The organism is Brevundimonas sp. NPDC007368, from assembly GCF_042869015.1.
Classification (GTDB): Bacteria; Pseudomonadota; Alphaproteobacteria; order Caulobacterales; family Caulobacteraceae; genus Brevundimonas.
The window spans coordinates 43,914-59,287 of sequence record NZ_JBIAFA010000001.1 but is presented as its reverse complement, the minus strand read 5'-3'; the positions used below and the strand labels follow the sequence as shown (position 1 = coordinate 59,287).

Below are 15,374 nucleotides of genomic sequence, written 5' to 3'. Positions count from 1 at the left end.
TAGTGCCAAGGCCACGTCGATGACAAGGCGGTTGGACGGTCGGATCGAGTCTGCATTGTGCTGACAAGAAGGCCGCCGGCTCTGGACGAGGCCGACGGCCGGACTTTTTCGACATCCTGGACATCATTCCCGGAGCGAGACCTTTCGGTCTGCTCCGGGGACTTCATGCCTTAGAAGTTGATGTCGATGGTGGCGCGACGGTTGAGAGGCTCGCGCACGCCGTCAGCGGTGGCCTTGGCCGGGGCGGTTTCACCCTTGCCGTCGACGGCGATGACGCCGCCGTTGACGCCTTGGGCGACCAGGGCGTCGGCGACGGTGCGCGAACGACGGTTGGACAGACCCAGGTTGTAGGCCGCGTTACCCGAGGTGTCGGCGTGACCGACGACCAGGATGCGGGTCGGAGCGCCCGACTTGGCGTAGTTGGCGGCTTGCGTCACCACCGAACGGGCCTCAGCCGTCAGGTCCGAGCGATCCCAGTCGAAGTAGACCACGAACTGACGCGCAGCCGGCTTGGCCGGAGGCGGCGGCGGGGGCGGCGGGGGCGGCGGGGGCGGAGGCGGCGGGGGCGGCGGCGGGGGCGGCGGCGGCGGGGGAGCAGCCGGCTCGGCGCCGAAGGCGTAGCGCAGACCCAGGGTCACGGTGTGCGACTGGTCATAGTCGCCGGCCATTTCGCCGAAGGCGTTGGACGCGGTGTTCGTGAAGGTCGCGAACTCGGCGTCGCCCGTCAGGTAGCGATAGGTCAGGTCGATGTTGGCGCGGTCCGAAACGGCCCAGGCCAGACCGGCGATCGCCTGAGCGGCGAACTTGGTCGAGCTGTCGTCGGCGGCGAAGGCCACGGTCGGGTTCTGACGCAGGCGGCCGACGACGTCGGTGTTGACGTGGTTGGCGCCGACGCCGAGGCCGACGAACGGACGGATGCTGCCGGCCGAGTAGCCGAAGTCATAGATGACGTTGGCCATCACGGTAGTCGAGGTGATGTCGCCGTCGGGCGAGTAGCACGGACCGGTGGCGGGCGTGATGTTGCACAGGCCTTGCGGGCCCGAGACGGCGCGCACGGTGCCGATGTCGCCCGAGCGGTAGCCGCCTTCCAGTTCAACGCGCCAGTTGGGGTTGAAGCGGTAGCCGAGGCGGGCGAAGGCGGCCCAGCCGTCGTTGACTTCCCAGTTCCAGTTGGAACCGCGGGTCGACGACTCGGTGTTGATGTCGTCGATGATGTGGTAGCCGGCGTCGACGGCGCCGTACCAGCCGTCCGGCTCAGCCGACGCAGCGCCGGCCACGCACAGCCCGGCCGCGGCGACACTGGCGAGAAGTTTGAGCTTCATAGTGTCCTCACACTCAAGTTGATCCGAAAGCCGTCGTCGATGACGTCAGCACTCAGGGGGCTTCAACGGCACGAGACCGCTCAGGTTCCGCCATCTTTCCCCGCATTGTGACAACTGTGGCGCCCTTTCAACACATCGGGCCGTTTTTTCCCTCAATCGAGCCTGCTAGGACCATTTTGAAACACAACGGAGGCAAGGCATGACGATCAGGTTCGACGGCCAGGTGGCGATCGTGACGGGTGCGGGCGGCGGTCTGGGCCACGAACACGCCCTGGCTCTGGCGGCGCGGGGAGCCAAGGTGGTGGTCAACGACCTGGGCGGCGCCCGCGACGGCTCGGGCGGGTCGGCCACGGCGGCCGAGGCCGTGGTCGCCGAGATCGAGGCCGCGGGCGGCGAGGCCATGGCCAATGCGGCCTCGGTCACCGACGCGGCGGCGGTCGAGGCCATGGTCGCCGAGGTCATGGCCCGCTGGGGCCGCATCGACATTCTGGTGAACAACGCCGGCATCCTGCGCGACAAGAGCTTCGCCAAGATGGAGTTGGCCGATTTTCGCCTGGTCATGGAGGTCCATCTGATGGGCGCGGTCCACTGCACCAAGGCGGTCTGGGACATCATGCGCGCCCAGAACTATGGCCGCATCGTCATGACCACCTCGTCGTCAGGCCTGTTCGGCAACTTCGGCCAGGCCAACTACGGCGCAGCCAAGATGGCCCTGGTCGGCCTGATGCAGACCCTGGCCATCGAGGGGGCCAAGAACGACATTCGCGTCAACGCCCTGGCCCCGACCGCCCACACCCGCATGACCGAGGACCTGCAGGGCCTGCCTCTGGAAGCCCTGGGGCCGGAGCTGGTGACGCCGGGTCTGCTGCATCTGGTCAGCCGCGACGCCCCGACCCGCGCCATCCTGGCCGCCGGCGCCGGCGGCTTCGAGCGGGCCTATGTGACCCTGACGCAAGGCGACTTCGCCATCGGCCCCGACGCCCCCGAACAGGTCGCAACCCGTTTCGACGCCATCTCGGACCGCACTAACGAGATCGTGCCGGAGATGGGCGCAGCGCAAGGCATGATCGAACTGACCAAGGCCCAGAAGCATCACAAGCTCTGAGTAGGCCTACCGCGCTTCGCGCGACTTGAGGCCGGAACGCGTTTCTTGATCGGGACACGGCGCCCCGCTGGCCCGTTCACTTCTGCGAAGGCGCCTTGCGTTGACCCGACGTGAGGCGCCTATCCTCTCTCTGTTAGGCAGGAAACGCGCTTACCGCAGCGCGCGTCCGCATCGCGGCGATAGCGCCCTCTTTTGCGCTCAAGCCGCGAGCGACCGCGTCGCGAGCGTAGCGCCCAAAAAAGAGAGAGCCCTTCTCGATGCGTGAAGCCGTCATCGTCTCCACCGCCCGCACCCCGATCGGCCGGGCCTATCGCGGGGCCTTCAACGACACCCAGGCGCAGCAACTGGGCGCCCACGCGGTCCGGAACGCGGTCGCCCGAGCGGGCGTCGATCCGGCCGAGATCGAGGACGTCATCATGGGCGCGGCCCTGCAGCAGGGCTCGACCGGGACCAATGTAGCGCGTCAGGTGGCGCTGGCGGCGGGCCTTCCCTCCTCCGTGCCCGGCATGAGCCTGGATCGTCAGTGCGCCTCGGGCCTGATGGGGATCGCCACGGCGGCCAAGCAGGTCGTCTTCGACAACCAGAAGATGGCGGTCGGCGGCGGGCTGGAGAGCATCTCTCTGGTCCAGAACCAGCACATGAACCTGTACCGGATGAAGGACGAGGCGCTGCTGAAGCTGTCGCCCCACATCTATATGTCGATGCTGGAGACCGCCGAGGTCGTCGCCCGCCGCTACAACATCAGCCGCGACGCCCAGGACGAATACGCCCTGCAGTCGCAGCAACGCACGGCGGCCGCCCAGGCCGAGGGGCGCTTCGACGCCGAGATTGTGCCGATGACCACCTCCATGCTGGTCGTGGACAAGGCCACCGGCGAGACCACATCGAAAGAAGTGACCCTGGCCAAGGACGAGGGCAACCGTCCCGACACCACCCTTGAGGGCCTGCAATCGCTAAAGCCGGTCTTCGGCGGCGGCGAGGAAATCCAGCAGGGCGAGTTCATCACCGCCGGCAACGCATCCCAGTTGTCCGACGGCGCTTCGGCCTGCGTCATCATGGAGGCAGGCGAGGCGGTGAAGCGCAACCTGCAACCGCTCGGCGCCTACCGCGGCATGGCGGTGGCCGGCTGCGAGCCGGACGAAATGGGCATCGGCCCCGTCTTCGCCGTGCCCAGGCTGCTGAAGCGCCACGGCCTGACCGTGGACGACATCGGCATCTGGGAGCTGAACGAGGCCTTCGCGGTGCAGGTCCTCTATTGCCGCGACAAGTTGGGCATCCCCAATGACCGGCTCAACGTCTCGGGCGGCGCCGTCTCCATCGGCCACCCCTATGGCATGTCGGGGGCGCGGATGACCGGCCACGTCCTGATCGAGGGCAAGCGGCGCGGGGCCAAGTACGGCGTCGTCACCATGTGCATCGGCGGGGGCATGGGCGCGGCGGGCCTGTTCGAGATCTACTAGAGCACAGTCTCAAACCGTCACCCTCGGGCTTGTACCGAGGGCCCATGGCAGCCTCAGAAACCGCGCTGCGCCGCTCGGAGCGCCCCTTCGTCATGGCGAGGCGTGTTGCGGAACGATAGACCCTCGGGACAAGCCCGAGGGTGACGAAGACGGTCAGTCCGGCGGCCCGCACTCGGCGGCCCGCCGCGCCTCCATCGCCGCGAACCAGCGCTGGCGCAGGACGGCGGGTCGGCCGGGATAGCGATCGTCCAGGAACTCGGCGTCGACCACCCGGTCGGCGCGGAAGCTGCGGAAGTCCTCGCGCGTCTCGCACCAGGCCAGCAGCAACCGCGCCCTCTCATGATAGCCGATCAGGAAGGGCCAGATGACCCGCGTCGTCTCGCGCCCCTGCTCGTCGGCGTAATAGAGCCGCAGTTTGCGCCCGGCGTGGATCCAGGCGCGCACCCGCGCCAGATCCACGGTCTCGATCTTCTGCTCCCACGGCGGCGGCGTGGCCACTGAAGGCTCCAGCACCACCGGCCGCAGACGCTCCGGGACGATGGCGGCGATCTTGGTCGTCAGGTCGCGCGCGGCCCGCGCCAGAGCCGGATCGCCGCGCGCCGCCACCCACTGCGCCCCCAGCACCGCCGCCTCGATCTCGTCCGAGGTCAGCATCAGCGGCGGCAGGTCGAAGCCCCCGTCCAGCACATAGCCCAGCCCCGCCTCGCCCCGGATCGGCACCCGCTGACCCAGCAGGGCGGCGATGTCGCGATAGATGGTGCGTTTGGAGGTCTCCAGCTCAGCCGCGATGGCGTCGGCCGTCACCGGACGCGAGGCCCGGCGCAGCACCTGGATGATCTGGAACAGTCGGTCGGCGCGTCTCATGTCCCCACCCTCGCCGAAGACTGCTGACAGCATGGTGGCAGCAGGTTGTCAGTAGTCAAGACGGACCGCCGCCGACGCCCCGTCGCGGCCCGATATCTGGGAGGATTATCGATGCTGACCCTGTTCCACGCCCCCTGGTCCCGTTCCTCTCGCCTGGTCTGGCTGGTCGAGGAGCTGGGGGCCGACTGCCGCATCGAGTATTGCGACATTCGCCGCATGGACGGCACGGGCGCCGCCGACCCGAAGAACCCGCACCCCGACGGCAAGGTCCCGGCCCTGCTGCACGACGGCGCCTTGATCACCGAATCGGCGGCGGTCGCCCTCTACCTGACGGGCCTGCATCCCGAAGCCGGTCTGGGCTTTCCGCCGGACTCGCCGCAGCGCGGGCCGCTGCTGACCTGGATGTTCTGGGCCTCGGGCGAGCTGGAGCCGTCGCTGTGGAACAAGGTGACCGGAGCGGTGGACGCCGATCCCTACGCCAAGGCCCGCTACGACGCCGCCGTCACCCGGTTGCTGGAAGCCCTGTGGGAAGGCCCCTGGCTGATGGGCGACCGCTTCACCGTGGCCGACGTCCTGATCGGCAGCACCGTGGCCTGGGCGCGCGAACACCTGCCGGACAGCCCGCTTCTGGACGCCTATGTCGAGCGACTGGCGGCGCGCCCGGCCCATGCCCGCGCCATCACCCGGGACGGCGCCCCGCCGCAGTTCGCCGAGGCCAGTTAGGCCGCAGGTTCAGCCGCGTCGGCGACCACCTCGTCGTCGGCGCGGATCGCGACCTTCCTGAGCGCCCCGACATAGCTGTCGCGCCATATCCCCACGTCGGTGTCGCGCACCACCTGCATCAGCGCCTTCCATTTACGGATGCGCTCCTCCAGCGGCATGGTCAGGGCCTTCTTGATGGCTTCCGACAGCTCTTCACGGCTGAAGGGATTGACCAGCAGGGCCTCGCCCATCTGCTCGGCGGCGCCGGCGAAACGCGACAGGATCAGCACGCCGGGATCGTCGGGATTTTGGGCCGCGACATATTCCTTGGCCACCAGGTTCATGCCGTCGCGCAGGGGGGTGACCAGACCGACCTTGGCCGCGCGATAGAGGCCCGCCAGCTGGTCCCGACGGAAGGTGCGGTTCAGGTAGCGGATCGGCTGCCAGTCCATGTCGGCATAGGCGCCGTTGATTCGCCCGGCCAGGGCGTCCAGCCGCCCGCGTATGTCCTGATAGGTATCCACGTCGTCACGCGAGATCGGCGTCACCTGCAACAGGAAGACCTCGCCGCGCATGGCGGGGTTGTCCTCGAGGAACTGCTCGAAGCCCAGCATCCGCTGCTCGAGCCCCTTGGAGTAGTCGAGCCGATCAACGCCGACGATCATGGAGCGGAAGGCCGCCGATGCCGCCATCCGGTCATAGGTCTTGCCGCCCAGCACGGAATCGCGCGCGGCCAGAAAACCGTCCACGTCGATGCCGATGGGGAAGACCCCGCATTGAACCCGACGGCCGAAGGCCTCGATCACATGGTCGGGCGACACCCGCCCCCGCGCCTCGACCTCGACGTAGCGCTCGAACAGGCCGAGCCATTCATGGGTGTGGAAGCCGATCAGGTCGAAATAGAACATCGACTCCACCAGCCGCCGATGATGCGGCAGCGTCACCAGCAGCTGACGCGCCGGCCAGGGCGTGTGCAGGAAGAAGCCAATCCGGTTCTTCACCCCCAGACGGCGCAGGTCCCGCGCCATCGGGATCATGTGATAGTCGTGGATCCAGATGATGTCGTCGGGCTGGATCAGCGGCTGCAGAACCTCGGCGAAGCGGCGGTTGGTCCGCTCATAGCCCTCGCCGTAGGACCGCTCATAGGCCGTCAGATCGACCCGGTGATGGAACAGGGGCCACAGGGTCTTGTTGGCGTAGCCGTTGTAATATTCGTCGACGTCCTGCGGCTCCAGATCGACGGTGGCGACGGTGACGCCCGCGCGGTCCTCGATGTTCAGCTCGCCGGTGAACTGCTCGACCGTCTCGCCGGACCAGCCGAACCACAGGCCGTCGTATTTGCTCAGCGCCGCCGATAGGGCCATGGCCAAACCGCCGACCGAGCCCGAGGCCGGGTCCTTGGGCGCCGAGACGCGGTTCGAAACGACAATAAGACGGCTCATCGTGCGTCCTGCCACGAACGACTGAGCAGAACCGCGCAGTTGATGATCCCGACCAGGGAATAGGTCTGCGGATAGTTGCCCCACAGCTCGCCGTCCTGAAGCGCGATGTCCTCGCTGAGCAGACCGGCATGGGTGCGCCGGCTCAGCATCTCGTCGAAGATGGCCCGCGCCTCCTCGGTTCGGCCGTTCAAATGCAGGGCCTCGATGAACCAGAAGGTGCAGAAGTTGAAGGCCGTCTCCGGCTCGCCGAAGTCGTCAGGGTGGATGTAGCGGAACAGATAGGGGCCGCGCTTCAGGTCCCGCTCCACCGCCTCGAAGGTCTTCACCTGACGCGGGTCGCGGGGGTCGAGGAAGCCCAGATCGGTCATCTGCAAGAGAGACGCGTCCAGCTCTGTCCCGCCGAAGCTGGCGGCGAAGCGGCCCTCGTCCGGCAGATAGGCCTCGGCCTCGATGCGCGCCCGGATCAGACGGGCCCGCTCGTCCCACAGCTCGCCGCGCTCAGCCAGACCCAGATGCCGCGCCGCCTTGGCCAGCCGGTCGCAGGCGGCCCAGCACATGACCGAGGAATAGGTGTGGACCCGGGCGATGGTGCGGAACTCCCACAGACCGGCGTCCGTCTGGTCGTGCATGGAGAAGGCGCGGTCGCCGACCTTCTCGAGCGCATGGAAATCGTCGATCGTGCCGGGCCTCAACATCCGCTCGTCAAAGAAGGCCTGGACCAGGGGCAGGACGATCTGGCCATAGACGTCGTGCTGCAGGTGCTCGTGCGCCTGATTGCCGACGCGCACCGGCTTCATGCCGCGATAGCCCGCGACGCTCTCGACCACGCGCTCGCCGATGCCCGCCTCAAGGCCCACGCCATAGACGGGCTGGACATGGCCGCCCTTGGCGTCGTCCACCAGATTGCGCAGATAGCCGAGGTAGTTCTCGAGGATGTCCACCGCCCCCAGCCGGTTCAGCGCCCGCACCGTGTAATAGGCGTCGCGCACCCAGCAGAAACGATAGTCCCAGTTGCGCCCGCTCTCGGGGAACTCGGGCACGGAGGTGGTCATGGCCGCGACGATGGCCCCGGTCTCTTCATAGACACAGAGCTTCAGGGTGATGGCGGCGCGGATCACCGCCTCTTGCCAGTCCAGCGGCACATAGAGGGTCCGGGTCCATAGCTTCCAGTGCTGGATGGTCTGATCCAGGGCCGCCGAAACCCCCGCCATGACCGACTGATCATAGCCCTCGTCCGGGCCGAGGAAGAAGGCGAGCTCGCCTTCAAGCCGGAAGGTCCGCTCGTTCTGAACATGGGTGACGGGGCAGTTGGTGGTTAGCCGCAGAGTCAGGTCCGTACACAGATAGCGGATGTGGTTGGAGCCCGAGGTCTCTTCCGCTCGGCGTGCGCCCCATTCCGCCGAGGGTCGCAGCCGCACGGTGATGCGCGGAGCCCCCGACAGCGGCCGCACCACGCGCGCGAAGGCGATGGGCCGATAGATGCGCGAGTGCTTCAGATGGCGCGGCGCGAAATCCAGGATCTCGACCGAGGCCCCGCGTTCGTCGGTCATCACCGTGCGCAGGACGGCGGTGTTGCGCACATAGGCCTGCTCGATCGAAACCATGTCCGCCAGTTCGATGGCCCAGAAGCCGTGTTCGGGATCATCGCCGTCCATCAAGGCGGAAAAGACCGGGTCGCCATCCACGCGCGGAGCGCAGGCCCAGACGAAGCGGCCGCTCCGGTCGATCAGGGCGCTGACCGAGCAGTTGCCGATCGGGGCGAGGTCGAGGTTGGGACGACTCATTCGGCGCCTCCTTCAATCTGATCCAGCCAGTCGAGCACGGCGGCGACGTCCTCCAGCCGATAGCGGGCCGCCGTCGGCCGCTCAGGCCCCACCAGAACGCCGAATCCGCCCAGCGCCTCGGCCGCTTCAAAGCCGTGTTCGTCGGTCAGGTCGTCGCCGACCATGATGGGCAGCGCCCCCGTAAACGGCGCCTCGGCCATGAAGGCGGTCAGGGCCGCGCCCTTGTCCGTGCCGGGGGTCTTCAGCTCCAGGACCATGGAGCCGGGCTGCAGCGCCAGGCCGGTCTCCTCAGCTAAAGACGCGGCCAGAGCGAGCGCCTCTTCCGAGACGCCCGGCGCCTGGCGGTAATGCAGACCCGCCGCCAAGGTCTTGTCCTCGACGATGACGCCGGGGCGGTCTGCGGCGAAGGCGTCGAAGGCTGCCACCGCCCGGCGCACGGCGGGGTCGGGCGCTCTATTGGCGAAGGATCCGTCGCCGCGACGCCTTTGCAGGCCGTGCACGCCGGACGCCGCCCGCGCCGCGCCGTCGCTGATGCGGTCGATCTCGCCCAGGGTTCGCCCACTGACGATGGCGACCCGGCCCTCCATCCGATCGGTCAGTCGGCTCAGCACCTCGGTGCGCCGGGCGTCCGGTCCCACCTCGTCCGGCGTCGGCGCCAGGGGCGCCAGCACCCCGTCGAGATCCAGAAAGAGCGCGGGCTTCTTCAGTACGAGAGGCGGCTTGGGCAGGCATGAGGCGATCGCCCCGGAGGCAGACGACATAAGGTCCGGACTCGTTTCGATGCTGTTGTCGAGACAGTTGGGAACGCGCCGGGACCGGGAAGGTTGTCCGCCAAGGTGACAATTCCGTCGCAGCCCCGCCATTGTGCGAACAATCCAGATGGGGCAATTCGCGGATGCGCCATGAAGAACCGCCGCAGCGGTCCGGCGTCTCAGGAGCCGATGCCCATGCCCAACACGCTTCACTCGTCGCCCGAGCAGATTGCTGCGATGACGGATCGAGCGCGCGAGGTCGTGCGTCTGAACATCGAGGCCCTGGAAGCGCTGGAGCGCTCTATCGACGTCTCGATCGCTCGCGCCTGCGACATCATCCTGTCGCGTCCCGGCTATCTGGTCGTGACAGGCATGGGCAAGTCGGGCCACATCGGCGGCAAGATCGCCGCCACCCTGGCCTCGACCGGCACCAACTCCTTCTTCGTCCACCCGGCGGAGATGAGCCACGGCGACCTGGGCATGCTGCGCCCCGACACCACGCTTCTGGCCATCTCCAACTCGGGCGAGAGCCGCGAACTGCGCGATCCCCTGCTCTATTGCCAGCGCAACGACATTCCGGTCATCGGCATCACCCAGCGCGCCGGCAGCTTCCTGGGCCGCCACTCGGCGGTCAGCCTGACCATGCCCAAGGTGGCCGAAGCCTGCCCCAACGGCCTGGCGCCGACCACCTCGACCCTGATGACCCTGGCCATCGGCGACGCCCTGGCCATGGTGCTGATGGACCGCCGCGGTTTCACAAGGGAAGACTTCGGCCTGCACCACCCCGGCGGCGCCCTGGGCATGAGCCTGCAGAGCGTGCGTGAATGGATGGGCGACAACGCCGCCACCCCGGCCAGCGTGCCGATGGACGCCGACTTCAGCGCCGTGGTCTCGGCCGTGTCCGCCGGCCGCAAGGGCGCCGTTGCGGTCCTGCATTCCGACGGCAGCCTGGCGGGCATGATCACCGACGGCGACATCCGCCGCGCCTTCACCAGCGACATCTCGGCCCTGCGCGCCGAGGACATCATGAGCCGCACCCCCATCACGGTGGATCCCGACGCCCGCATGAGCGACGTGGTCGACCTGCTGAGCGCCAACAAGATCGCCAACCTGTTCGTGGTCGAGAACGAACGGCCCGTCGCCATCATCCATATCGCTGAACTGATGCAGGCCGGCTACGTTTCCTGATGACACAGGACATTCTTTTCGACGCCAGCCGCCTGCTGAGCCGCACGGACCGAAGCGCGCCGACAGGCGTGGACCGCGTCTGCCTGGCCTATGCTGAATGGCTGGTCGATCATCCTGACTACCGCATGGTGCCGGTCCGGTCTCGCCACGATCAACTGGCTGCGGTGGACGACGCCTGGTTCCGCGACTGCATGGTCGAACTACGCCAACGCTGGACCGGCGGCTCCGACGCCCGCGCCCTTAACACCAACGAGCGCCGGTTGTTCGCCGCCCTTGAAGCGGACCGCCCGACCGCCTCGGTGATCGGCGAGGCGCCCGACCCGCATCAGCCCAAGACGAAGAAGAAGAGCCGCGTCTGGAAGCAGTACTTCCGTTCGCGCCGGATCGCCGCGCCGCCACCGGCCAAGCTCTATTTCAATGTCGGGCACACAAGCCTGAACACGCCGGACATCCTCGCCAGCCTGGGAAGCCAGGGGATCGATCGCGTCGTCATGCTGCACGACCTGATTCCGATCACCCATCCCGAGTTCTGCCGGCCCGGCGACGGGGCGAAGCATCGCCGCCGCGTCCTGACGGCCCTGCGCCACGCCTCGCGGATCGTGGTCAACTCCCACTATACGGCGCATGAACTGCTGGCCTTCGCCGACCGGGAGAAGCTGGCTGCTCCGCCGATCGACGTCGCGCACCTGGGCCTGGAGCCCGTCTTCATGAAGGCCGAGCCGAGCGGTGCGCGGCGTCCCTACTTCGTCCACGTCGGCACCATCGAAGCGCGCAAGAATCTGGCCTTCCTGCTGACGATCTGGCGTCGTCTGCAGGAAAAGATGGGCGATCAGGCCCCCCGCCTGGTGCTGATCGGCCGCTACGGCTGGGAGAATGAAGCCGTGCTGGATCACCTGCAGCGCTCGCCCAATCTGCAGGGTCTGGTGCATCAGGTCGAAAACCTGCCCGATACGGCCCTGGCGGACCTCATGAGCGGCGCCCAGGCCGTGCTGGCTCCCTCGTCCGTCGAGGGCTTCGACCTGCCGGCAGTGGAAGCCTGCGCCCTCGGCGTGCCGCTGATCGCCTCCGACATTCCGGCCCACCGCGAACTGGTGGCCCAGGCGACCCTGATCGACCCGCTGGATGGTTTGGGTTGGCTGGCGGCGCTCGAGACGGCGACGCTGAAACGTCCGATCGCGACCGCCTACGCCCCGCCGACCTGGCCTGGCCACTTCGCGACGGTTGAAGCACGACTGGGCCTGGACCAGAGCATGGATGCTTGTCTCGCCAGTCCGGCATGAGAACGGATCAAGGGTCAGAACGCATCCCTCTGGTCCGCAGCCGCAAAGCCAAGTAATCACGGTGTTGAACCGCCTGATCTTCGGAGCCGCCATGAAGCGATCCCTTCTGCCCCTGATGGCCCTCGCCCTTGTCGGCGGCTGCTCGACCCTGCCCGGCGACGGCCCGTCCGGGCGCACGGTCGCCGACAACGCCGGTCACGACCTGAAAGCCGTCAACTACGCCATGGTCGACGTCGACTTCACGGTCGGCGAGGTCATCAAGGCCGTGCCGCCGCGCTTCGGCGGCAGCCTGGCCGCGGGCGGCGCGGATAGCCCGGTGGACGTCCTCGGCATCGGCGACGCTCTGGCCGTCTCCATCTACGAGCCGAGCGGCGCCCTGTTCGGCACGCGCAACATGTCGCGCGACATTCAGACGGGCACCCAGGCGCTGCCGCCTCTGGTGGTCGATCGCTCCGGTGCGGTCAACGTGCCCTTCGCTGGCCGCGTTCAGGTCAACGGCCTGACGGCCCCCGAGGCCGCCGACGCTATCAAGCATGCCCTGCGCGGTAAGGTCGGCAATCCGCAGGTCGTCGCCTATATCGCCCAGAACCCGTCGAACTCGATCACCGTTCTGGGCGACGTGCGCAACCCCGGTCGCGCCGCGCTTTCGGTCAACACCGACCGCATCCTGGACGTCATCGCCGCCGCCGGGGGGCCGACGCGCCCGGCCGAAGACCTGATCGTCAATGTTCGTCGCGGCAACGAGACTTTTTCGGCTCCGCTGACGCTCGTCTCCACCGAATTCGGCGAGAACGTCCGTCTGCGCCGCGGCGACCAGGTCAACCTGACCTACAAGCCTCGTCGTTTCACCGCCTTCGGCGCGGTCGGCGCGGTCAGCGAACAGGACATGGGCCAAGGCCCGCTCAGCCTGACCGCCGCACTGGCGCGGACGCGCGGTCTGGACACCCAGTCCGCCAATCACCGCACGGTCATGGTGTTCCGCTTCGAACGCCCCGAAGTCGCTCAGGCGCTCGGCCTGACCCAGGCCCCCACGCCGCGCGGCGTGCCTGTGGTCTATCGCGTGAATCTGGCTGAAGGTCAGGGCTTCTTCGTCGCCAACAACTTCATGATCCAGCCTGACGACGTGCTCTATGCGCCGCGTTCGGACTCGGCGGAAGCGCGCAAGTTCTTCGAGTTCGTTCAGTCGATCACCCGTGTGATCTACGACGTCTCGGTCACGAGCGCCCTGAACGTCGACTAGGGCCATGTTTGGTCGTCTGGGGCGTCGTCGGTCAGAAACCCTGTCGGCGCGCGCGGACGACCAGACCGAGCGCAAGGCCGCCGAAGACGATGTGCTCTGCTTGCTGCGGGCGATCGAGACGGCGGCGGCCGAGGTCTATGGCCGCCATGGCCTGCCGCAGAGCCCAGGCCACTATCGACGCCCTGCGGACAGCGACGCCTGGGAACCCCTGGGCGACGCACTCTCGCCAGCAGAAAAATGGGCCCTGATCAACGGCGCGCCCGAAGGGGCGCGCTGGCGCTACGCGGCCCATGAAGCCCTGGGCGCCCACTCCGATTTTCCCGCCGTGCGTCAGGCCTCAGCCTTGCTGGCGGCCTGCCGCGGCCTGCGCCAGCGTCTGACCCAAAGGGCCGCCATCACGCCGCAGGATCTGGCTGACTCCATTCGCCTGGGTGAAGCCTGGCGACGTCTGGTCGAGGACGCAATCTATGACCAAGCGACGCTTGAACCGCTTCACTTCCTTCCGCCGGACGAAAGCTGAGCCTCAGACCTGACCGGCCGCCTGGGCGAGAAGTTCGATCGAACGCAACCGCGCCGCAGGATCCCAGATCTGACTGGTGACCATCAGTTCGTCCGCGCCCGTGCGAGCGATAAAGGCGTCCATGGCCGCCCGCACGGTCTGGGGGGAGCCGACCGCCGAACAGGCAAGGGCGGCGTCGATCATGCCACGCGCGGCGCCATCCAGACGCTCATAATAGCCTTCGACCGGAGCGGGCAGCTTGCCAGGGCGGCCGGTCCTCAGATTGACGAAGGCCTGCTGGACAGAGGTGAACAGCAGGCGCGCGGCCTCGTCCGTCTCGGCGGCGAAGACATTGTAGCCCAGCATGGCGTAAGGCTGGTCCAGGTGCTCGGACGGCCGGAAGGTCTGGCGATAGACGTCCAGCGCCCGCATCATCTCGCCCGGCGCGAAGTGGCTGGCGAAGGCGTAGGGCAAGCCCAGATGAGCCGCCAGCTGCGACCCGTAGGTCGAGGAGCCCAGGATCCATATCGGCACGGCCTGACCCTCGCCGGGATTGGCGATGATGCGCTGATCGGGCGTCGCGGGCGCGAACCACTGCATCAGCTCCATCACATCCTGCGGGAAGGCGTCGACGTCGCCCTGAAGCGTGCGGCGCAGCGCCCGCGCCGTGGCCTGATCCGAACCTGGCGCGCGGCCCAGGCCCAGATCGATGCGGCCGGGGTGCAGGCCGTTCAGGGTGCCGAACTGCTCGGCGATGACCAAGGGGGCGTGATTGGGCAGCATGACCCCGCCCGCGCCCACGCGGATGGTCTTGGTCGCCGCCGCCACAGCACCGATGACCACGGAGGTCGCGGCGCTGGCGATGCCGGGCATGTTGTGGTGCTCGGCCAGCCAGTAACGCCTGTAACCCAAACGCTCGGCATGGCGAGCCAGGTCGAGGGTGTTGGCCAGAGACTGCGAGACGTCGGAACCCTCGGGCACCGGCGCGAGATCGAGAATGGAAAGCGGGATCATCCGAGCGATATGGGGCCGCAAGTCAGCGGCGCCATAGGGGGGACGACGATCAGTCCAGCGTCACGCCCGTGGTGCGCATGATCTCGGCGCGCAGTTCGGGGATGCCGAAGCCCTTCTCGGACGACGTCACCAGCACCGCCGGATAGGCGGCGGGGCGCTTGGAGATGGCCTTCAGCGTCGCCGCCTGGACCTTCTCGGCCTCGCCCTTCTTCAGCTTGTCGGCCTTGGTCAGGACGATCTGATAGCTGACGGCGGCCAGGTCCAGCGCATCCAGCGCCTCGTCATCGACCTTCTTCAGGCCGTGGCGGGCGTCAATCAGGAGATAGACCCGCTTCAGCGTCACCCGGCCGCGCAGATAGTCGCGGCCCAGGTCCTGGAACTTCTTCACCGTGGTCTTGGACGCCTTGGCCCAGCCGTAGCCGGGCAGGTCGACCAGACGCATCCGGCCGTCCAGATCGAAGAAGTTCACCTCGCGCGTGCGGCCCGGCTCGTTCGAGGCGCGGGCCAGCTTGTGCATGCCGACCAGGGCGTTGATCAGGCTGGACTTGCCGACGTTCGAACGACCGGCGAACGAGATTTCCGGCAGGTCGGGATCAGGCAGTTGCTCGATCTTGGCGCAACCCAGAACGAAGGTGGCCTGACGCGCAAACAGCACGCGGGCCGCCTCGATCTCGGCGTCCGAATATTCTCCGACCTTGGGCTCGTCCGACGGTTGGTCCAAG

General features: G+C 67.8%; 14 protein-coding genes. 7 read left to right on the top strand and 7 right to left on the bottom strand.

Annotation, left to right across the window (positions count from 1 at the left end; all coding sequences use genetic code 11):
- Positions 1–170 precede the first annotated feature (170 nt).
- Positions 171–1,322 carry an outer membrane beta-barrel protein gene (locus ACFYLW_RS00285; protein ID WP_390182380.1) on the bottom strand — a complete coding sequence of 384 codons (1,152 nt, stop codon included), beginning with the start codon at positions 1,320–1,322 and terminating at the stop codon, positions 171–173.
- A 199-nt stretch (positions 1,323–1,521) separates the two neighbouring features.
- Between ACFYLW_RS00285 and ACFYLW_RS00280 the strand changes: the two genes are divergently transcribed.
- Positions 1,522–2,427 (top strand): SDR family NAD(P)-dependent oxidoreductase, encoded by a 906-nt coding sequence (locus ACFYLW_RS00280; protein WP_390182379.1) that lies wholly within the window; start codon positions 1,522–1,524, stop codon positions 2,425–2,427.
- 257 nt (positions 2,428–2,684) lie between these two features.
- Positions 2,685–3,887: an acetyl-CoA C-acyltransferase gene (locus ACFYLW_RS00275; RefSeq protein WP_390182378.1), complete on the top strand. Its 1,203-nt coding sequence runs from the start codon at positions 2,685–2,687 to the stop codon at positions 3,885–3,887.
- A 153-nt stretch (positions 3,888–4,040) separates the two neighbouring features.
- Here ACFYLW_RS00275 and ACFYLW_RS00270 read toward each other — a convergent pair whose 3' ends face one another.
- Positions 4,041–4,751, bottom strand: a complete 711-nt coding sequence (locus ACFYLW_RS00270; protein ID WP_390182377.1) for a helix-turn-helix transcriptional regulator — start codon at positions 4,749–4,751, stop codon at positions 4,041–4,043.
- A gap of 111 nt (positions 4,752–4,862) precedes the next feature.
- Between ACFYLW_RS00270 and ACFYLW_RS00265 the strand changes: the two genes are divergently transcribed.
- Complete coding sequence (locus tag ACFYLW_RS00265) at positions 4,863–5,474, top strand: glutathione S-transferase family protein (RefSeq protein WP_390182376.1); 612 nt, start codon at positions 4,863–4,865, stop codon at positions 5,472–5,474.
- On the opposite strand, the gene ACFYLW_RS00260 is transcribed toward ACFYLW_RS00265, so the two are convergent.
- The 3 genes from ACFYLW_RS00260 to otsB are packed head-to-tail and all read right to left on the bottom strand — an operon-like array spanning position 5,471 to position 9,440.
- Entirely contained in the window at positions 5,471–6,895 is a 1,425-nt protein-coding gene (locus tag ACFYLW_RS00260; protein WP_390182375.1) for a trehalose-6-phosphate synthase, read from the bottom strand. The two genes, ACFYLW_RS00265 and ACFYLW_RS00260, sit on opposite strands and share 4 nt — an antisense overlap.
- Positions 6,892–8,679 (bottom strand): glycoside hydrolase family 15 protein, encoded by a 1,788-nt coding sequence (locus ACFYLW_RS00255; protein WP_390182374.1) that lies wholly within the window; start codon positions 8,677–8,679, stop codon positions 6,892–6,894. The genes ACFYLW_RS00260 and ACFYLW_RS00255 overlap by 4 nt, the downstream gene beginning before the upstream one ends.
- Positions 8,676–9,440 (bottom strand): trehalose-phosphatase, encoded by a 765-nt coding sequence (otsB, locus tag ACFYLW_RS00250; RefSeq protein ID WP_390182373.1) that lies wholly within the window; start codon positions 9,438–9,440, stop codon positions 8,676–8,678. The genes ACFYLW_RS00255 and otsB overlap by 4 nt, the downstream gene beginning before the upstream one ends.
- A 186-nt stretch (positions 9,441–9,626) precedes the next feature.
- Here otsB and ACFYLW_RS00245 point away from each other — a divergent pair, with 186 nt between their 5' ends.
- The 4 genes from ACFYLW_RS00245 to ACFYLW_RS00230 all read left to right on the top strand — a co-directional run bounded on the left by ACFYLW_RS00245 (position 9,627) and on the right by ACFYLW_RS00230 (position 13,659).
- Entirely contained in the window at positions 9,627–10,619 is a 993-nt protein-coding gene (locus ACFYLW_RS00245) for a KpsF/GutQ family sugar-phosphate isomerase (RefSeq protein ID WP_312064604.1), read from the top strand.
- A complete protein-coding gene (locus tag ACFYLW_RS00240; RefSeq protein ID WP_390182372.1) occupies positions 10,619–11,899 on the top strand; it encodes a glycosyltransferase family 4 protein in 1,281 nt (426 codons plus the stop codon). The genes ACFYLW_RS00245 and ACFYLW_RS00240 overlap by 1 nt, the downstream gene beginning before the upstream one ends.
- A gap of 91 nt (positions 11,900–11,990) precedes the next feature.
- Positions 11,991–13,139 carry a polysaccharide biosynthesis/export family protein gene (locus tag ACFYLW_RS00235; protein ID WP_390182371.1) on the top strand — a complete coding sequence of 383 codons (1,149 nt, stop codon included), beginning with the start codon at positions 11,991–11,993 and terminating at the stop codon, positions 13,137–13,139.
- A 4-nt stretch (positions 13,140–13,143) separates the two neighbouring features.
- Positions 13,144–13,659, top strand: coding sequence for a hypothetical protein (locus ACFYLW_RS00230; protein WP_390182370.1), 516 nt, complete (start codon positions 13,144–13,146; stop codon positions 13,657–13,659).
- Positions 13,660–13,662: 3 nt separating this feature from the next.
- On the opposite strand, the gene ACFYLW_RS00225 is transcribed toward ACFYLW_RS00230, so the two are convergent.
- Positions 13,663–14,652: an LLM class flavin-dependent oxidoreductase gene (locus ACFYLW_RS00225; RefSeq protein ID WP_390182369.1), complete on the bottom strand. Its 990-nt coding sequence runs from the start codon at positions 14,650–14,652 to the stop codon at positions 13,663–13,665.
- Positions 14,653–14,701: 49 nt separating this feature from the next.
- Positions 14,702–15,373: a ribosome biogenesis GTP-binding protein YihA/YsxC gene (gene yihA, locus ACFYLW_RS00220; RefSeq protein ID WP_312064594.1), complete on the bottom strand. Its 672-nt coding sequence runs from the start codon at positions 15,371–15,373 to the stop codon at positions 14,702–14,704.
- Between the last annotated feature and the right edge of the window lies 1 nt (position 15,374).

What these genes read in the sequence shown, in the direction of transcription:
- ACFYLW_RS00285 (WP_390182380.1), bottom strand. Translation starts at nt 1,322, where the DNA reads ATGAAGCTCAAACTTCTCGCCAGTGTCGCCGCGGCCGGGCTGTGCGTG.
- ACFYLW_RS00280 (WP_390182379.1), top strand. Translation starts at nt 1,522, where the DNA reads ATGACGATCAGGTTCGACGGCCAGGTGGCGATCGTGACGGGTGCGGGC.
- ACFYLW_RS00275 (WP_390182378.1), top strand. Translation starts at nt 2,685, where the DNA reads ATGCGTGAAGCCGTCATCGTCTCCACCGCCCGCACCCCGATCGGCCGG.
- ACFYLW_RS00270 (WP_390182377.1), bottom strand. Translation starts at nt 4,751, where the DNA reads ATGAGACGCGCCGACCGACTGTTCCAGATCATCCAGGTGCTGCGCCGG.
- ACFYLW_RS00265 (WP_390182376.1), top strand. Translation starts at nt 4,863, where the DNA reads ATGCTGACCCTGTTCCACGCCCCCTGGTCCCGTTCCTCTCGCCTGGTC.
- ACFYLW_RS00260 (WP_390182375.1), bottom strand. Translation starts at nt 6,895, where the DNA reads ATGAGCCGTCTTATTGTCGTTTCGAACCGCGTCTCGGCGCCCAAGGAC.
- ACFYLW_RS00255 (WP_390182374.1), bottom strand. Translation starts at nt 8,679, where the DNA reads ATGAGTCGTCCCAACCTCGACCTCGCCCCGATCGGCAACTGCTCGGTC.
- otsB (WP_390182373.1), bottom strand. Translation starts at nt 9,440, where the DNA reads ATGTCGTCTGCCTCCGGGGCGATCGCCTCATGCCTGCCCAAGCCGCCT.
- ACFYLW_RS00245 (WP_312064604.1), top strand. Translation starts at nt 9,627, where the DNA reads ATGCCCAACACGCTTCACTCGTCGCCCGAGCAGATTGCTGCGATGACG.
- ACFYLW_RS00240 (WP_390182372.1), top strand. Translation starts at nt 10,619, where the DNA reads ATGACACAGGACATTCTTTTCGACGCCAGCCGCCTGCTGAGCCGCACG.
- ACFYLW_RS00235 (WP_390182371.1), top strand. Translation starts at nt 11,991, where the DNA reads ATGAAGCGATCCCTTCTGCCCCTGATGGCCCTCGCCCTTGTCGGCGGC.
- ACFYLW_RS00230 (WP_390182370.1), top strand. Translation starts at nt 13,144, where the DNA reads ATGTTTGGTCGTCTGGGGCGTCGTCGGTCAGAAACCCTGTCGGCGCGC.
- ACFYLW_RS00225 (WP_390182369.1), bottom strand. Translation starts at nt 14,652, where the DNA reads ATGATCCCGCTTTCCATTCTCGATCTCGCGCCGGTGCCCGAGGGTTCC.